Here is a 15,984-nt window from a genome sequence, read left to right as displayed (position 1 = left end):
TTGTACGGCTTGTTCCAGAAACACCCCAGCTCATACATGGCGAAGAGGATACGGCGATGCACGGGTTTCAGACCATCGCGGAAGTCCGGCAGCGCTCGACCGATGATAACGCTCATGGAGTACTCGAGGTAGGACTTCTTCATCTCCTCCTCGACGTAGACGTTGAATACTCTATCGTTTTCTAACATCAGTGTCCCTCGCTCCGTCAAATGTCCAAGTTGTAGACTTCACGCGCGTGATCAATGATAAACTTGCGACGAGGCTCCACCTTCTCGCCCATAAGCAGCGTGAAAATGCGTTCAGCCTCCTCGGCTTCCTCCAAGGTGACACGTCCCATAAGTCGAGTGGCCGGGTCCATCGTCGTTGACCACAACTGCTCAGGGTTCATCTCTCCCAATCCTTTGTACCGCTGGACATCAGGCTTGCCCTTCGTTTGGGACAGCAGTGTCCGAAGTTCGTCGTCAGAGAACGCATAGCGCGTTGTCTTGCCATCGATGACAGCAAAAAGTGGAGGCTGGGCAAAGTAAATATTCTGGTTGACAACGAGCGGGCGCATGTAGCGGTAGAAAAACGTGAGCAGCAGCGTCCGGATATGCGCTCCATCAACATCGGCATCCGTCATGATAACGATCTTGTGATACCGCAGCTTCTCGAGCTTGATATCGTCCATGACCCCCGTACCGATGGAAGTGATGAGAGCCTTGATCTCCTCATTCTCGAGGGCTCGTTGGATACCGACCTTCTCTACGTTGAGAATCTTGCCCCTCAGGGGCAGAATCGCCTGGGTACGCCGGTTCCGGCCCTGCTTGGCGCTGCCGCCTGCGGAGTCACCCTCGACAATGTAGAGCTCTGATTCAGCCGGGTCCTGGGACGAGCAGTCTGCAAGTTTGCCCGGCAGGCGCCCGCCGTCCAGCTCGGTCTTGCGGCGGACGAGGTCACGGGCCTTGCGCGCCGCTTCACGCGCAAACTTCGCACTGATAGCCTTATTGGCCATTGCCTTGAACTCATCGATGTGCTTATCGAGGTACAGCTCCACCTCTTCCTCGACCGCGGCCTCCATGGGCCCCTTGAGATCAGCATTCCCGAGCCGCGTCTTGGTCTGGCCCTCAAACTGGGGGTCAGGGATGCGAAGGTTGATGATGACCACCAGGCCTTCACGAATGTCCTCGCCGCCGAGACTGTCCTCGGGCTTCATCACCTTTACCTGCCGCGCCTTGGCGTTGAACAGGCGTGTGAAGGCGTTCTTGAAGGCCAGCTCATGGACACCGCCGTCAACCGTATTGATGTTGTTGACGTAGGAGATCATCTGGTCGTTGTAGCCGGTGTTGTACTGGAAAGCAACCTCGAGAAAGAGACCTTCCGTGTCTCGCATGAAATGCACGGGATCCGGCGGCACGACCTCACTGCCTTCGTTCATGTATCGCACGAACGCAATGAGCCCCTTGTCATACTTGAAGACCTGAACTTCTTCCGTTGCATGGTCGACGAAGTCGATTTCCAGCCCGGAGTTCAGGAAAGCCAGTTCACGCAAACGCTTGCCGATGCGCTCGGGATCGAAAATAAACTCACCGAAGACCTCTTCGTCTGGAGTAAAGCTCACGTACGTGCCTGAAACGCCAGCGGGAATCCCTTCCTCCTTGACACGGAGGTGATACATGGGCTTGCCGCGACAGAACTCTTCCTGGAACACCTTTCCCCACTGTGTCACCTCGACGTAGAGACGGTTCGAGAGGGCATTGACGACGGAGACACCGACGCCATGCAAACCACCGGAAACGTGGTAGCTCTTCTTGTCGAACTTGCCACCTGCATTGAGGCGTGTCAAAGCTACCTCGACACCCGATATGCCCAGGACGGGGTGCATGTCGGTCGGTATGCCACGGCCGTTGTCGCGCACATCGACGGTCTTGTGGTCTGCGCTGAGTCCAACGTCAATCTTGGTGCAGAAGCCAGCCATGGATTCGTCGATGGAATTATCCACGACTTCCTGCACCAGATGATGCAGACCCCGTGAATCAGTTGACCCAATATACATTGAAGGTCTGGTTCGAACATGTTCTAGGCCTTCAAGTACCTTGATGTCCTTTGCGGTGTACTGAGAATCCTGCATACGCAATCCTCCTGTTTTCTGACTATTATATGGTATCATGGAATAGAGGAAATGCAATGCAGGAACAAGCGTTCAGACGCTTTCCGCAGTACCCTATGTCAAGTACATTTCTGTCAGATGCCCGTTGGAAACTAAGACAGTCGGTCAAACGCCTCCCAGACAGCCTTTGCGACCTTCCGCGACTCTCGTTCGAGGTCCTCCCTGTTCACGCCCAGGACATGGTGTCCCTTCACGGCGACATTTCCATTGACAACGACAGTGTCGACCAGGTCCGCCGACATCCCAAAAAACATGTGGCCAAAAGCATTCTCCGAGTTCAATGGAGTAGGACTGGCGTAGTCAACGAGAATGAAGTCTGCAGCCGCCCCTTCTTCCAGCCGGCCCACTGTGCACCCCGTACAGCGCGACACAATATCGGCATTCGTCTCGATCTGAGCCTGTTGCACCTCAGCCCAGAAACCGGCCGGATCCTCGTATCGGTGCCTGAGCCCCACAAGGGTATTCCGGAACTCCTCGAACATGTTTGCTGTATAGCCATCGGTCCCTATGCCGACCTGTATGCCAGCCTTCAGCATCTCTCGAACGGCCGGAAGACCGACCGCATTGTTCATGTTGGACATAGTGTTCACGACGACGGGCGTTCCTGACTTCGCAAGCAATTCCCTCTCTGACGCGTCGATGCCGACACAATGTACCGCAATCGACCGGGGACCGAGCAATCCCGCATCGTCCAGACGGGTCACGATGCGTTTGCCATACTTTTCGACACTGTCTTCCTCGTCAACGGCACCCTCAGCTACATGAACGTGATACCCGACCTTGCGTGACCCGACTCTCTCGCGCAAGGTGGTGAGGGTGACGTCTGAGACCGTGAACGAGGCATGCAGGCCAACCATGCCCGAAGCCAGCCCTTTCTTCTCCCGAACCTCGTCGAAGAAACGAGTGTTCTCGTCGACGCCTGCGACTGCCCCCTGTATGCCATTACGATCGGTGATCTCATAGGAAAGCACGTGCCGCAAACCGATCTTGCTCAACGCATCGGACAGCGTCGACAAGCTTCCAGCGATGTAGCTGGGTGAAGCATGATGGTCAACGATTGTCGTCGTTCCGGAGCGCAGAGAGTCCATCCCGCTGAACGTTGCGCTCATCCAGCAGGCATCCTTAAGCAGGGAGCGATCCAGGCGCCACCAGAGATCCTGGAGCACGTCGAGGAAACTATGGGATACACGCCCAGTGCCGATGCCTCGCGAGTACATCGAGTACAGGTGCATATGCGTGTTGAGCAGCCCTGGGAGCAACGTCATGCCGGCGGCGTCGATCTCCTGCCTTCCTGCAACCAGCCGCGCGACATCCACTGGAACGTCCCCCGCGGCCAGACCAGAAATCACGCCGTCCTGGGCCAGAAGCCATCCCCGGTCGACGACAAAACCCCTCGTCGCTGGGTAGACAATGCGAGCGTTCCTGACGAGGAGTTCTGCCATCCCCCGCCCCTACTTCTTGTTAACGAAGTCGACGCCGGCCTGCAACGCCTTCTTGTTGACCTCGATGAGAGCAGCCTTCTTGCCCGTCAGGAACACTGACAAAGCCCCATGGACAGACGCTATGCTGATGGGGTTGACCTTGCCAAGATAGGCACCCAGGAGCACCATATTGGTGAATTTCGAGTTGCCCAGCTCCGTCGCGATGTCCGTCGCAGGAATGTACACCACGTCCAAGTCCGCACGGGAAGCCTTCCTGTCAATCAAAGTTGAGTCGATGACGAGCAATCCTCCCTTCTCGATGGCAGGCTCGAACTTGTCGAACGACTGCCGATTGAACACGATCGCTGCCTGTGGCTCAGTCAGGAGTGGAGAGGCAATCGGCTCGTCCGCGACTACCACTGCGCAGTTGGCCGTTCCACCACGTTGCTCTGGACCGTATGAGGGCAACCACGTGACTTCCTTGCCTTCCTCCATGCCTGCGCGTGCCAGAAGTTCGCCAATGAGCATGACGCCCTGTCCGCCAAATCCTGCAATGACGACGTTGTGCTCCATCACAGCACCCCCTCGACGACCTTGAACTCACCAAGTGGGAAGTAGGGCATGACTTCCTTACGGACGCGTTCCATTGATTCCACAGGCGTCAGCTTCCAGTTGGTCGGACAGGTCGACAGGCACTCGACGAGTGAGAATCCAATACCACGCACCTGAGCATTGAAGGCCTTGCGCATGGCACTCTTCGCCTTGCGGATGTTCACTGGCGAATCCAGAGAGACACGGGCGATATAGGCAGGTCCATCAAGCTGGGCGAGCATCTCGGCTACACGGATAGGAAAACCGTTGGCCTGCGGAGTGCGGCCAAGAGGACTTGTCGTGGTCTTCTGGCCAAGAAGCGTTGTTGGCGCCATCTGGCCGCCGGTCATACCGTAGTTCCCGTTGTTGATGAAGATGACGGTAATGGGCCAGCCGCGTGCCGCAGCATGGACGATCTCTGCCATGCCAATGCTGGCAAGATCGCCGTCTCCCTGGTAGGTAAACACGAAGTTGTCCGGATTCGTGACCTTGATGCCGGTGGCCATCGCTGGAGCACGGCCATGCGCCGCCTCGACGCTGTCGAAGTTGAAGTAGTCATATCCAAGAACGGCACAACCAACCGGCCAGACCCCAATGGTCTTGTCCACGAGTCCCATCTCATCCACCAACTCGGCGACAAGCCGATGGGCGACTCCATGTGTGCATCCCGGACAGTAGTGCGTTACCTTGTTTGCCCACGATCTGGGGCGTTCGTAGATGACTTTCATCTGTTCAGCCATGGCTCTACCGTCCTTTCCCGAACTGCTCTTCGAACGCCGCTAGTATTTCCTGAGGTCCCGGCACGACTCCGCCGCCCCGCCCATACCAGCCCAGAGGTATCTTGCCGCACAATGCCAGCTGGACATCCTCAAACAGTTGCCTGTACGCAAGTTCGACCGTCAGAGTCCCCTTCAGTTTGCCAACGTATGTCTGTATCTGCTTTGCAGGAAATGGCCAGACTGTTATCGGACGCAGCAACCCGAGCTTGATCCCCTTGGCACGTGCAATCCGTATTGTCGTTTTCGCAATACGCGCCATCGTGCCATACGCGATGATCGCGTAGTCGGCATCGTCCATCTGATACTCCTCGATACGGCTTTCGGTCAGCTCGACCTGCGCGTATTTTGCCTGCAGTTTGAGGTTCCACTGCTCCAGTCCGGCAGCATCCAGCGTAAGACTAGTAATGATGTTTGCATGGTCACGCCCATGTCGCCCGACCGTTGCCCATTCCGGGGTCTTCAGCGTCGAAACATCGATCCTGGTCTTGAACTCGACGGGTTCCATCATCTGCCCGATGAGACCATCAACAATAACCATGACCACCATGCGGTACTTGTCCGCCAGTTCGAACGCATCGACAAACAGGTCCACGCCTTCCTGGATCGATGAGGGAGCAAAGACAATGCGTTTGTAGTCCCCGTTGCCGCCCCCTTTGACTGCCTGGAAGTAATCCGCCTGAGCGGGAGCAATGTTGCCGAGGCCAGGCCCGCCACGCATGGCATTCATGACTACACACGGGACATTGGAGCCGCTGATGTAGGAAATGCCTTCCTGCATCAGGGAAATACCTGGGCTGGAGGACGACGTCATCACCCGAACACCAGCGCAGGCAGCACCGTAGACCATGTTGATAGACGCAACCTCGCTTTCAGCCTGCACGAATCTGCCGCCAACCTCCGGGAGACGGCGGCTCATGTACTCGGGCGTCTCATTCTGTGGCGTGATTGGGTAGCCAAAGTAGTAGCGGCATCCCGCCTGGATAGCACCTTCGGCAAGGGCTTCCGCCCCCTTCATGAGAACCTTGTCGCTCATACCTTCACCTCTCTGTGCAGCTCGATGGCAATATCAGGGCAGATCAGCGCGCACGAACCGCAACTGGTACATTTGTCCTGATCCGTGCACTGCGCAGGTCTGAAACCGCGGGCATTCAGTCGATCACTTATGATCAGGATCTTGACAGGACAAATGCTGATGCACAGACCGCAACTCTTGCACCGCTCTTCGTCAATAGAGACTCTTTCCAAGGTAGACCTCCATATTGCTTCAGAATTCCGTTTGCGACCCGACTGTATCCAGAATACGATTGAAAACACGAATCACCGACAGAAGCCCGGCCGCACCTGGCGCGAGTCGATGCACTACCTGGTCAGCATACTCCGGCGACACAAGCACCGCGACGACAGGCAACCCTTCACTATCGCCGAGAGCCTTGACGGCATCGTAGCCACGCTGTACGTCTTCCGCAATCGTCTCCGCCTGCAGATTTGTGTTGGCAACAAGTCCAGTCACCTCAAGGCGCGCGCCCGAGCGAATAGCCGTCAGCATACGCTTCAGGCCATCAGCGCTGTCCATTCCCGGTCGCAGCGTGTTCACCACGATGTACAGGCTATAGTCACTGGCAATAATCGTTTCACGAAACTGGGCGACGGCTCCTGCCCCGATGGCGCCTCCACCAACATCGATGACCTTGATTGTCTCTGGAGAAGACAGAAGAGCATGCAGATTACGAGGAAACGTCGGGATGTCTGCATGAAGCAGTCGATGCTCCGGTTCGACGATGGTCAGTCTCCCTGCTTCGTCCTTAGTGAGCAGCCGCAACATGTCACGAAGCCGAAAATAGGGCTTGACGACATCCAGGTCGCACAGTGTAACTGGGGACGTCGTCACCCGGATCAGAGACAGGGCCAGGTTGATAGCGACCTCGGTCTTGCCCGACCCGGATGGCCCTGCAAACACGATCGACTGGCCCGTCCGGGGGCGACCAAACAAATCGGCAAGTTCACGCATCGGCCTACACGTCCAACGTACTCAGGACCGTCCGCTATCCGCCTGCTCCGGCGGATACACTCCGACGGGTACTGAACCATCCAGTACGCGGAGCACGCCCAAAGCCAGCGCTTTCATCTCGTCCTCGCCCGGATAGACCTTGACGGGTGCGATGAACTGGACGCGCCTCGTGATCTCGTCGACGAGGAAAGCCGACCGGGCGATACCTCCCGTCACGACAATGGCGTCGACGTCCCCCTTCAGTACGGTGGCCATTTCCCCGATGGTCTTCGCGACCGTATACGCCATTGCGGTGTACACCAGGAGAGCGTGCTCGTCCCCATCGTCGATCATCTTCTCAACCATGCGAGCGTCATTCGTTCCGAGGTGGCTGACCAACCCTCCTTTGCCTGCAAGGAGTTTCATCACCTCCGGCTGCGAATATGCACCCGAAAAGCACAATTTGACCAGCCCAACAGCCGGCAGACTGCCCGCTCTCTCAGGAGCGAAGGGACCGTCACCGTTGAGCGCATTGTTCACGTCGATGACCCGACCCAAGTGGTGCGCCGCAACAGAGATTCCTCCACCGAGATGAACAACGATGAGATTCGCTTCTTCATAGGTCTTGCCAAGGTCTGCCGCCGCCTGTCTGGCCACAGCCTTCTGGTTGAGGGCATGAAAGATGCTCACGCGCTCAAGCCCCTTCAAGCCGGAGAGACGCGCCAATGGGTTCAGTTCGTCGACAACGACGGGGTCTACGATGAACGCCGGAACACCCGATTCCTTTGACAGCTCGAATCCGATGCATGCGGCCAGATTGGACGCGTGTGCGCCCAGTATAGGTTCGTGCAGGTCATGCACCATCGTCTCATCGACACGATACGTTCCTGAGGGAAGCGGTCGTAACAGTCCTCCCCTGCAGGCAATAGCCGATAGACCCGCCACAGCTACACTGTGGCGGGTGAGGAAATCCTTGACAATCGCCAGCCGCATTGGCAGCTGGTCCATGAGCGAGATAAATTGGGCAATAATCGCAGCGTCGTGCGAAACGGTTTCCGCCGCGACAGGAGTCCGGTCCTCGAAGATCGACAGCTTGGTGCTCGTAGAGCCAGGATTGATGACAAGAATCCTGAATGGCAAGGCCGCCTCCAATATGCTAGACGCACCAGCAAGAAAAGGAGGGCGCGCTGAACGCGCCCTCCAGAGAGAACTACTATCTATCAGCCTACCCAGCCGCGAACCTTGACGGCCTCACCGATACGCTCGACTGCGACCATGTCAGCGGCCATCCTCATCGTGACCTTGTCTGCCTTGTGCTTGGTGTACATATTGTGGACACGCTCGAATGCCTCGGTCATGACACGTTCAAGCTTCTCATTGACTTCCTTCTCAGACCAGTAGTAACCGTAGTTGTTCTGAACCCACTCAAAGTAGGAGACGGTGACACCGCCGGCGTTGCCCAGAATGTCCGGGATAACAAAAGCACCGTTCTTCTCAAGAATCTCGTCTGCATCAGGGTTGACGCCACCATTGGCAAGTTCCACGACGATCTTCGCCTTGACGTCCTTTGCATTGTCCTTGAGGATGGCGTTCTGGAGAGCTGCAGGTATATAGATGTCGACGTCCAGCGCGCGCAGTTGCTCATTGGACACGTTGTCGAGCCCCTTATACCCCTTCACGGTGCCGTTCTTGTTCTCATAGGCCTTCAGATCATCGGGGTCGATACCCTTGGGGTCGTAGACGCCCCCGCTGACCATCGTAATGGCAACGATCTTTGCGCCATCTTCCTCACGAAGGATCCTCGAAGCATAGAAGCCAACGTTGCCAAAACCCTCAACGGCGACAGTGGCACCCTTGAGGCTCATCCCCATCTTCTTTGCAGCGAGGCGCAGGCAATAGACGCCGCCAAGCCCGGTCGCAGCAGTCCTGCCAAGAGACCCGCCGAGGATAAGGGGTTTCCCTGTCAAGAGGGCAAACGTATTGTGGCCGGTCAGCTTGCTGTACTCATCGATCATCCATGCCATGATCTGGCCATTGGTATTGACATCCGGAGCAGGAACATCGCGGTCGGGGCCGACAAACGTTCCCAACGCGCGGATGTATCCACGGGAAAGTCTCTCGAGCTCGCCGGTGGACAACTTCGTGGGATCGACAACGATGCCTCCCTTGCCGCCACCATACGGGAGTCCGACGACGGCACACTTGAGCGTCATGAGGGTCGCCAGAGCCTTAACATCCTCGAGGGTCTCGTCCTGATGGAATCGGATGCCGCCTTTGGTCGGTCCAACCGCGTCGTTGTGTTGGCAGCGGAATCCCTGGAAAACCTTCGTGGTGCCATCATCCATGCGAACAGGAATGGAAACGCTGAGCGTCCTCTGTGGGTTGCGGAGAATCTCTGTGATCTCTGGATTTTGACCGAGCTTCGTGCCTGCAATCTGAATTCTGTCTTGAGCTACCTGGAACCAGTTTTTCTTCTCACCTGCCATAATAGCCTCCGTGACGTGTGGTGTTGGCTCTCAGGGAGAATGGAGAGCCGTCCCGTTATGGGGCTTTAAAACGCCATTTCATATCTTACGCCCATGCACCAACATTGCAAGTATTTGTGAAAAAAAACACAACTGCGCGCTAGATGGCACTCTTGATAAGCTGCAGCACGTCAGCGGCATGGTCAAAGATGTCCTCCTCGAACACGACCTTGGGATAATGCCAGCTCCCGTAGAACTCCTCGTACTGCTTGTTCAGACCCTCCAGGTAGTCTCCGCTGATGTTCTCAATGCTGCGATTGCGTTTGCGGATGTTGGCAAGGAGCGTCGGGACGTCCCGGCGAAGATACACGAGCAGGTTGGGATTGGGAAGCCGGCGTACCATGAGCTGATAGAGCTTGTCATAGGTATTCCACTCGTCTGGCGACAGGAGTCCATCACGCACAAGTGCCTTGGCGAAGATCTCACGATCTTCATAGATGGAACGGTCAAGGATAGCGGGGACATCGCTCATCAGGACGTGGTTCAGAATCTGCTCATACCGGAGAGCCAGGAAGCTGATCTGTGTCGCAAATGCCCAGCGACGCATGTCCTGGTAATAGCTGGGCAGGAACGGGTTCTCGCCGAACGCTTCGAAGTAGACGGAAAAACCAAGCTCACGCGAGATCATCTGAGCAAGCGACGTCTTCCCTGCACCAATGTTTCCTGCAATGACCAAGTACATGATTTCCCCCTGCGAACTATGTCCGAGAGCAGGCCTGGACCCGATCACAGTTCACGCTCGCCTTTCCCTAAGGCCATGTCGAACACCGCGGTCTCCCCTGGCACTGCGTGTCTCCCCTGCTACCGTCAACGTCCAGGATCTGCCCTTCCGATCCTTGTGTTTGTTAATATTAGCAGCAATCGACTCCCTTGCAAAACCGACCCTGCATCTATAATGTATATGCTCGTCTGTGACATCAGGAGGAAACCTTGTATCTGAGCAAAGTCTTTGCACCGCGTCTGCGTGAAGTTCCCCAGGACGCCGATACCATAAGCGGCCAACTCATGCTTCGTGCCGGCCTGCTTCGCAAATCGGCTTCCGGCATCTACACCTATCTCAATCTTGGCCTGCGCGTCAAGCAGCGTATAGAGGCAATTGTGCGCCAGGAGATGGACAGCCATGGCGCCCAGGAAATCCTGATGCCTTTGTTGATGCCTGCTGAACCTTGGCAGGCGACCGGCCGTTGGGATCTGTACGGCGACGAAATGTTCAAGCTGACTGACAGGAAGGGCCGTTCGTTCTGCCTGGGACCGACGCATGAGGAACTGGTCACGTCTGTTGTCGGCAGTGAGCGCCATTCCTACAAGGAATTGCCGTTCAATCTGTACCACATTACCAACAAGTATCGGGATGAGATTCGCCCCAGGTATGGGCTGATTCGCAGCCGTGAGTTCACGATGATGGACGCCTACAGCTTCGATCGCGACGAGGTCTCCATCGAGCCGAACTACGCCCTCATGTTTGAGGCGTACAACAACATTTTCCACCGCGTGGGCCTCACGTTCCGCCCTATCCAAGCAGATTCTGGCGCCATCGGCGGTTCGTCGTCCCACGAGTTCACGGTTCAGGCAGACAACGGAGAGTGTTCTTACGCCGCATGCGACAACTGCGGCTATGCTGCCAACCTCGAACTCTCGAAAGCGCATCCGGCAACGAGCCCTGACACTGCTACGGGTACTCCGCCGACCCCGGAAAGCATAGCCACACCTGGTATCCACTCCATCGAAGAGGTCGCCCGCTTCTTTGCCGTCGATCCAGGCACCGTCCTCAAATCCATCCTCTATGTCGCTGACGACAAACCCTGCCTCCTCGTAGTTCGAGGAGACGACGACATCAACGAGGTCAAGCTCCGGAAAGCCGTGCAAGCCCGCGAGGGCCGACTGGCGACCGACGAGGAAGTACTGAGCATCCTTGGCGTTCACCCAGGTTCAGTCGGGCCCATGCAGACGGCAGTACCCGTCGTTGTCGACGAGATGGTTCGTCGGGACGTCGCCTACACCGTCGGAGCCGGCAGAGATGGGTTCCACATCAGGAACGCTTTCTTTGGGCGGGACTTTGACTCGACCGTCGTGGCAGACATAAGGACCGTCCGGGAAGGGGACCTTTGCCCCGTATGCGGCCATCCGCTACATACGGCCACAGGTATCGAGGTCGGTCACACGTTCAAGCTCGGTACGAAGTACTCAATTCCTCTTCATGCCAACTATGTCGATGAAGATGGCAGTGAGAAGCCTTATTTCATGGGGTGCTACGGCATTGGCATCGGGCGCACACTGGCCGCCATCATCGAGCAGCATCACGACGACAAGGGTATCGTCTGGCCGGTGTCCGTCGCCCCCTTCCAAGTCGTTGTCCTTCCCCTCAACAAGGGGGATGATGCAGTCTGGCATGCCGCGCTGGAGCTTTACAAAGGACTCGAGAAGGCCGGGATTGACGTCATTCTTGATGACCGAAGTGAGTCGGCAGGTGTCAAGTTCAACGATGCAGACCTCATGGGTTTCCCAATCCAGGTTGTCGTCGGCAATTCCTTCCTCAAGACTGGCAATTTCGAGGTCACTCTCCGTAGCAACAAGACGGACAAGAAAGCCGTCTCTGCCTCAGAGGCAGTCGTATTCATTGTCGATCTGGTGCGAACGACAGAATAGCCCAGGCAAATTGACACCCAGCTGTTAACCAGTAGAATAGAAACACAGCATCTATCCCAAGGAGGAACCATGAAGGTTTCAATCGATCAGGAGACTTGCATCGGGTGTGGCGCTTGCGTCGCCCTGTGCGATACGGTGTTCAGACTCAATGATGAGCTCGGCAAGGCCGAGGTCATCCCAGGTGCCGATTGTGGCGCTGCCGGTTGCTGCAAAGAAGCCGCCGAATCATGCCCCGTCGCCTCAATCATCGTCGAAGAATAGTCTGCTACCTCATAAGGTACCAAGAGGCCCCGTCAGCGACATGTTGACGGGGCCTCTTGGTTGTCAGACAGTGGATACGCTATCCTGCGTACCGTCCCAGAACAATAGAGACGTTGTGACCTCCAAACCCGAACGAACTCTTGAGAATGTACTGGACGTCGGATGAACGTGCAATGTTCGGGACGTAGTCCAGCGGGCACTCGGGGTCGAATGTTACATAGTTGATGGTGGGATAGATCAGTCTGTTCTTGATGGTCAACATGCAAGCTATGGTCTCTATGGCGCCAGCAGCACCCAGCAGGTGGCCGGTCATGGACTTTGTGGAGCTCACAGGAACAAGGCGAGCTCGGCTTCCAAAAAGCGTCTGCAACGCAAATGACTCCGTCCGGTCGTTCGCCGGAGTCGATGTNNTGTTCCGTGTGCATTGACGTAGTCGATATCGAGTGGAGAAAGCCCTGCGCGCTCGATGGCGGTACGCATGGCCCGCACGATCTGTTTCGCCTCAGGATCAGGCGACGTCATATGGTACGCATCTGATGTTACTGCCTGAGACAGGATCTCGCCATAGATGTGCACCCCCCTGGCAAGCGCATGATCAAGTTGTTCCAGAATCAGGATTCCTGCGCCTTCGCCCATGACGAATCCATCGCGTTCCTTGTCGAAAGGCCGGGAAGCATGTCCTGGATCATCATTTCGCGTAGAAAGCGCACGCATATTGGCAAAAGCTCCGATGCCGGTCATTGTCACCGCAGCATCGGACGCCCCCGTCACGATGACGTCTGCGTCGCCTCGCCGAATAGCCTCAAGAGCATCTCCCAGCATCTGGGTACCACTCGCGCAGGCGCTGACGTCTGAACTGGTCCCTCCATAGAGCTTGAACCGCTCAGCTATGGTTCCCGGGATGGAGTCCACAAGCATCTTCGGAATGAGAAACGGGGAAAGGCGCGAAGGCCCCTTGACAGCGGCCTGCAATACTTCACTTTCAAAGGACGCGCCACCACCTATACCGCTCGTGACGTAGACGGCGATTCGTTCCCTGTCCTCAGCCTCCAGATCCAGCCGTGAGTCCAGCAGGGCTTCTTGCGCAGCTGCAAGCGCCAGCTGCTGTACGCGGTCGGTACGTGCAACGTCACGCTTCTCGAAGTAGTCCTCCGGGTTGAAGTCCTTTACTTCGGCTGCTATACGACAACTGAGGGCACTTGCATCGAACCGGGTGATCGGCCCCACACCTGAAATGCCAGCCGCAAGTGCCGCCTCAAACGCAGGCACGCTGTTTCCGATCGGCGACACAATGCCAAGCCCCGTTATGACGACACGGGTCCGCTCCATGGAAATTCTGTCTCCTGCAGCGTCAGGCAATGTGGGACATCACGTACTCGACTGTCTGCCCCACAGACGCAATCTTCTCAATGTCCTCGTCGGGAATCGATGTTCCAAAAGCGTCTTCCAGTGCCATTGTAATGTCGACCAATGCGAGAGAGTCGGCACCAAGATCCTTGACGTATTGAGCCTCATCTGTAATGCGAGACTCTTCGACACCCAGCTTTTCCTTGGCAATGTCTACAACCTTCGAGCGGATTTCTTCCTTGGTCATCAGATTCCTCCTGAGAAAAGAATGTCCAAGCGCTTCAGAGAGACAATCCCCCGTCAACCGCGAGCACTTGGCCGGTAATGTACGAAGCGCCCTCACTTACAAGGAACGCCACAACTTTGGCAACGTCGCCAGGCGTTCCAGCCCGTCTGAGCGGAATACTGGCAAGATACGAGGATACGACCTTATTGTCAAGCGAGCTCGTCATGTCTGTCTCCACAAATCCAGGCGCAACGACATTGACGGTGACCCCTCGTGCCCCCAGCTCTTTCGCCGCCGTCTTCGCAAGAGCGATAACGCCTGCCTTGCTCGCCGCGTAGTTGGCTTGCCCGGCGTTCCCTCCCAGCCCGACTACCGACGAGATCAGCACGATGCGCCCGGATTTCTGACGCATCATGTGGCGGGCAGCTGCCCGCGTTACGTTGAACGTTCCGGTGAGATTCGTTCGCAGCACGTCGTTCCACTTCTCATCCGTCATCCGGACCAGCAAGGCGTCTCGGGTAATACCAGCGTTGCTGACCAGGATGTCCAGCGAACCTGTCAGCATGATACTCCGCGCAACCAGGCTGTCGGTCTGAGCGACGTCCCCCACGTCCGCCTGGATTGCTTCGCAGACCCGACCCATCGCAGTGACGGCTGTGACAACTTCTTCTGCCGCCACGCGGTTCTGGTGAAAATCGATGACAATATTGGCTCCCTGCATAGCCAGCTCGAGAGCAATGCCTCTACCGATGCCTCGGGATCCACCCGTAACCAGGGCCGTCTTTCCTTCCAGCGTCATTGCCATATCTCGTCCTCCACGGCCCTGACGTTTCCTCCAGGAACCGCCTTCCGACCAAGCGCCGTCAGCACACCCTTCGGCCCGACCTCCAGGTACTCGCTCGCTCCCATTCTCTGGAGTGTCTCCATCGTATGCACCCACTGCACCGGGCTCTTGAACTGCGCAACAAGGCACTCCCTGATTGTCTCGGGGTCATCTTCCGATAATGCTGCCACATTGTTCACGACGGGAAAACGAGGCCGGGAAAACGGGATATCATGCACGACCGCCCCAAACTCGGCAGCACCGCCAGCCATGATGGACGAATGAAAAGGAGCGCTCACACGAAGCTTGATCGCGCGTCCTCTGCCGATCTTCTTCACGGCCCCAATGACGCGATCCACAGCAGCCATCTCGCCGGACACGACCGTCTGGTCGGAAGCGTTGTAGTTGGCGACTTCCACGATTCCGGACCGACGCCCTTCAGCAAGAACACGCTGCAGATCGTTGTCGTCCAATCCTACAACGGCGGCCATCGTACCCGGCGATCCAGATGCAGCTCTTGCCATGATCTCTCCACGTCGTCGCACGAGTCGAATGCCATCCTCAAACGTGAAGACGCCGGCACAACACAGCGCGCTGAACTCCCCCAAGCTGTGACCGGCAGCAACATCGCAGCCCATACCCCTGCTCGCAAGTGCCTCGACCCATGCCATCTCGGTCGCAAAGAGGGCAGGCTGGGTGTTCTCGGTGCGAGTCAGTGCCGCCTCGTCACCTACCTCGACGAGATTCCATAGGTCAAGACCAAGCAAGTCGCTTGCCTGTCCAAACAGCCTGCGAGTCACAATCGGGTCGACTACTTTGCCGGCCATTCCCACGTATTGCGAACCCTGCCCGGGAAACAGAAATGCTATCATGACTGCTTCCTCCTGTTGTCAGCGCTCATTGCACGACCACCGCAGTACTTCTTGCACCAGGGAACCGCGAGGAGGCCAGAACCCAGCATTCGTTGATGCCAGCCACGGTAAAAAAAGACGGAGTGCAGTTGCCACACATCTCTGCGTGGTACTGCAACCCCGTCAATCTGAACCTATCTGGAAGTATTCTTCTGGAAAAGCACACCAAAAGGCCAGAGTCGCCAGTTAGGCCTCTGTAGGCCCTTCTGTCTCTTCGTGCTGGACAGCCTCTTCGGTCGACATGGGTTCGGCTGCCGCGGTCTCGACGTTCTCAACGGCGGGGGCCTCAGTCTCGACGACTTCGGGTTCGACGACTTC

18 protein-coding genes are annotated in these 15,984 nt (G+C 56.8%); 2 read left to right on the top strand and 16 right to left on the bottom strand.

The window, feature by feature from the left end:
• From SMC1_RS00705 to SMC1_RS00655, 11 genes are all read right to left on the bottom strand, one after another.
• Positions 1 to 188: DNA gyrase subunit A (locus SMC1_RS00705; RefSeq protein WP_133299403.1), on the bottom strand; the 188-nt coding region annotated here is incomplete at its 3' end.
• Positions 189 to 205: 17 nt separating this feature from the next.
• On the bottom strand, positions 206 to 2,110 hold the full coding sequence (locus SMC1_RS00700; protein WP_119084890.1) for a DNA gyrase/topoisomerase IV subunit B: 1,905 nt from the start codon (positions 2,108 to 2,110) through the stop codon (positions 206 to 208).
• Positions 2,111 to 2,241: 131 nt separating this feature from the next.
• Positions 2,242 to 3,591 carry a putative aminohydrolase SsnA gene (gene ssnA / locus SMC1_RS00695; RefSeq protein ID WP_119084889.1) on the bottom strand — a complete coding sequence of 450 codons (1,350 nt, stop codon included), beginning with the start codon at positions 3,589 to 3,591 and terminating at the stop codon, positions 2,242 to 2,244.
• A gap of 9 nt (positions 3,592 to 3,600) precedes the next feature.
• Positions 3,601 to 4,143, bottom strand: a complete 543-nt coding sequence (locus SMC1_RS00690; protein WP_119084888.1) for a 2-oxoacid:acceptor oxidoreductase family protein — start codon at positions 4,141 to 4,143, stop codon at positions 3,601 to 3,603.
• Complete coding sequence (locus SMC1_RS00685; RefSeq protein WP_119084898.1) at positions 4,143 to 4,889, bottom strand: thiamine pyrophosphate-dependent enzyme; 747 nt, start codon at positions 4,887 to 4,889, stop codon at positions 4,143 to 4,145. Before SMC1_RS00685 ends, SMC1_RS00690 begins: the two co-directional genes overlap by 1 nt.
• 16 nt (positions 4,890 to 4,905) lie before the next feature.
• The gene (vorB, locus tag SMC1_RS00680; RefSeq protein WP_119084887.1) at positions 4,906 to 5,973 is read right to left on the bottom strand and encodes a 3-methyl-2-oxobutanoate dehydrogenase subunit VorB; all 1,068 of its coding nucleotides are present in this window, start codon (positions 5,971 to 5,973) and stop codon (positions 4,906 to 4,908) included.
• Positions 5,970 to 6,254, bottom strand: coding sequence for a 4Fe-4S dicluster domain-containing protein (locus tag SMC1_RS11180; RefSeq protein ID WP_243626441.1), 285 nt, complete (start codon positions 6,252 to 6,254; stop codon positions 5,970 to 5,972). Before SMC1_RS11180 ends, vorB begins: the two co-directional genes overlap by 4 nt.
• Positions 6,205 to 6,948: a hypothetical protein gene (locus SMC1_RS00670; protein ID WP_119084885.1), complete on the bottom strand. Its 744-nt coding sequence runs from the start codon at positions 6,946 to 6,948 to the stop codon at positions 6,205 to 6,207. Before SMC1_RS00670 ends, SMC1_RS11180 begins: the two co-directional genes overlap by 50 nt.
• A 21-nt stretch (positions 6,949 to 6,969) precedes the next feature.
• On the bottom strand, positions 6,970 to 8,067 hold the full coding sequence (buk, locus tag SMC1_RS00665; RefSeq protein WP_119084884.1) for a butyrate kinase: 1,098 nt from the start codon (positions 8,065 to 8,067) through the stop codon (positions 6,970 to 6,972).
• An 80-nt stretch (positions 8,068 to 8,147) separates the two neighbouring features.
• Positions 8,148 to 9,413, bottom strand: coding sequence for a Glu/Leu/Phe/Val family dehydrogenase (locus tag SMC1_RS00660; RefSeq protein WP_119084883.1), 1,266 nt, complete (start codon positions 9,411 to 9,413; stop codon positions 8,148 to 8,150).
• A 139-nt stretch (positions 9,414 to 9,552) separates the two neighbouring features.
• Positions 9,553 to 10,134 (bottom strand): deoxynucleoside kinase, encoded by a 582-nt coding sequence (locus SMC1_RS00655; RefSeq protein ID WP_119084882.1) that lies wholly within the window; start codon positions 10,132 to 10,134, stop codon positions 9,553 to 9,555.
• Between the two features lie 248 nt (positions 10,135 to 10,382).
• Here SMC1_RS00655 and SMC1_RS00650 point away from each other — a divergent pair, with 248 nt between their 5' ends.
• Positions 10,383 to 12,098 (top strand): proline--tRNA ligase, encoded by a 1,716-nt coding sequence (locus tag SMC1_RS00650; RefSeq protein WP_119084881.1) that lies wholly within the window; start codon positions 10,383 to 10,385, stop codon positions 12,096 to 12,098.
• 69 nt (positions 12,099 to 12,167) lie between these two features.
• On the top strand, positions 12,168 to 12,359 hold the full coding sequence (locus tag SMC1_RS00645; protein ID WP_119084880.1) for a ferredoxin: 192 nt from the start codon (positions 12,168 to 12,170) through the stop codon (positions 12,357 to 12,359).
• A gap of 79 nt (positions 12,360 to 12,438) precedes the next feature.
• Here SMC1_RS00645 and SMC1_RS11075 read toward each other — a convergent pair whose 3' ends face one another.
• From SMC1_RS11075 to fabD, 5 genes are all read right to left on the bottom strand, one after another.
• The gene (locus SMC1_RS11075; protein WP_207799248.1) at positions 12,439 to 12,729 is read right to left on the bottom strand and encodes a hypothetical protein; all 291 of its coding nucleotides are present in this window, start codon (positions 12,727 to 12,729) and stop codon (positions 12,439 to 12,441) included.
• Positions 12,687 to 13,688, bottom strand: coding sequence for a beta-ketoacyl-[acyl-carrier-protein] synthase family protein (locus tag SMC1_RS00640; RefSeq protein WP_207799245.1), 1,002 nt, complete (start codon positions 13,686 to 13,688; stop codon positions 12,687 to 12,689). The genes SMC1_RS11075 and SMC1_RS00640 overlap by 43 nt, the downstream gene beginning before the upstream one ends.
• Positions 13,689 to 13,710: 22 nt before the next feature.
• Positions 13,711 to 13,953: an acyl carrier protein gene (acpP, locus tag SMC1_RS00635; RefSeq protein ID WP_119084879.1), complete on the bottom strand. Its 243-nt coding sequence runs from the start codon at positions 13,951 to 13,953 to the stop codon at positions 13,711 to 13,713.
• Between the two features lie 34 nt (positions 13,954 to 13,987).
• Positions 13,988 to 14,731, bottom strand: coding sequence for a 3-oxoacyl-[acyl-carrier-protein] reductase (fabG, locus tag SMC1_RS00630; RefSeq protein WP_119084897.1), 744 nt, complete (start codon positions 14,729 to 14,731; stop codon positions 13,988 to 13,990).
• Positions 14,728 to 15,627, bottom strand: coding sequence for an ACP S-malonyltransferase (fabD, locus tag SMC1_RS00625; protein ID WP_243626437.1), 900 nt, complete (start codon positions 15,625 to 15,627; stop codon positions 14,728 to 14,730). Before fabD ends, fabG begins: the two co-directional genes overlap by 4 nt.
• Positions 15,628 to 15,984 lie beyond the last annotated feature (357 nt).

Source organism: Candidatus Cryosericum septentrionale, assembly GCF_003570995.1.
GTDB lineage: Bacteria > Caldisericota > Caldisericia > Cryosericales > Cryosericaceae > Cryosericum > Cryosericum septentrionale.
The sequence above is the reverse complement of the archived record's forward strand: the minus strand, read 5'-3'. Positions and strand labels throughout refer to the sequence as shown.

Coding starts and splice junctions, on each gene's coding strand:
- SMC1_RS00685 (WP_119084898.1), bottom strand. CDS start 4,889: ATGAAAGTCATCTACGAACGCCCCAGATCGTGGGCAAACAAGGTAACG.
- SMC1_RS00670 (WP_119084885.1), bottom strand. CDS start 6,948: ATGCGTGAACTTGCCGATTTGTTTGGTCGCCCCCGGACGGGCCAGTCG.
- fabD (WP_243626437.1), bottom strand. CDS start 15,627: ATGATAGCATTTCTGTTTCCCGGGCAGGGTTCGCAATACGTGGGAATG.
- vorB (WP_119084887.1), bottom strand. CDS start 5,973: ATGAGCGACAAGGTTCTCATGAAGGGGGCGGAAGCCCTTGCCGAAGGT.
- acpP (WP_119084879.1), bottom strand. CDS start 13,953: ATGACCAAGGAAGAAATCCGCTCGAAGGTTGTAGACATTGCCAAGGAA.
- SMC1_RS00655 (WP_119084882.1), bottom strand. CDS start 10,134: ATGTACTTGGTCATTGCAGGAAACATTGGTGCAGGGAAGACGTCGCTT.
- SMC1_RS00645 (WP_119084880.1), top strand. CDS start 12,168: ATGAAGGTTTCAATCGATCAGGAGACTTGCATCGGGTGTGGCGCTTGC.
- ssnA (WP_119084889.1), bottom strand. CDS start 3,591: ATGGCAGAACTCCTCGTCAGGAACGCTCGCATTGTCTACCCAGCGACG.
- SMC1_RS00660 (WP_119084883.1), bottom strand. CDS start 9,413: ATGGCAGGTGAGAAGAAAAACTGGTTCCAGGTAGCTCAAGACAGAATT.
- SMC1_RS00690 (WP_119084888.1), bottom strand. CDS start 4,143: ATGGAGCACAACGTCGTCATTGCAGGATTTGGCGGACAGGGCGTCATG.
- fabG (WP_119084897.1), bottom strand. CDS start 14,731: ATGACGCTGGAAGGAAAGACGGCCCTGGTTACGGGTGGATCCCGAGGC.
- SMC1_RS00700 (WP_119084890.1), bottom strand. CDS start 2,110: ATGCAGGATTCTCAGTACACCGCAAAGGACATCAAGGTACTTGAAGGC.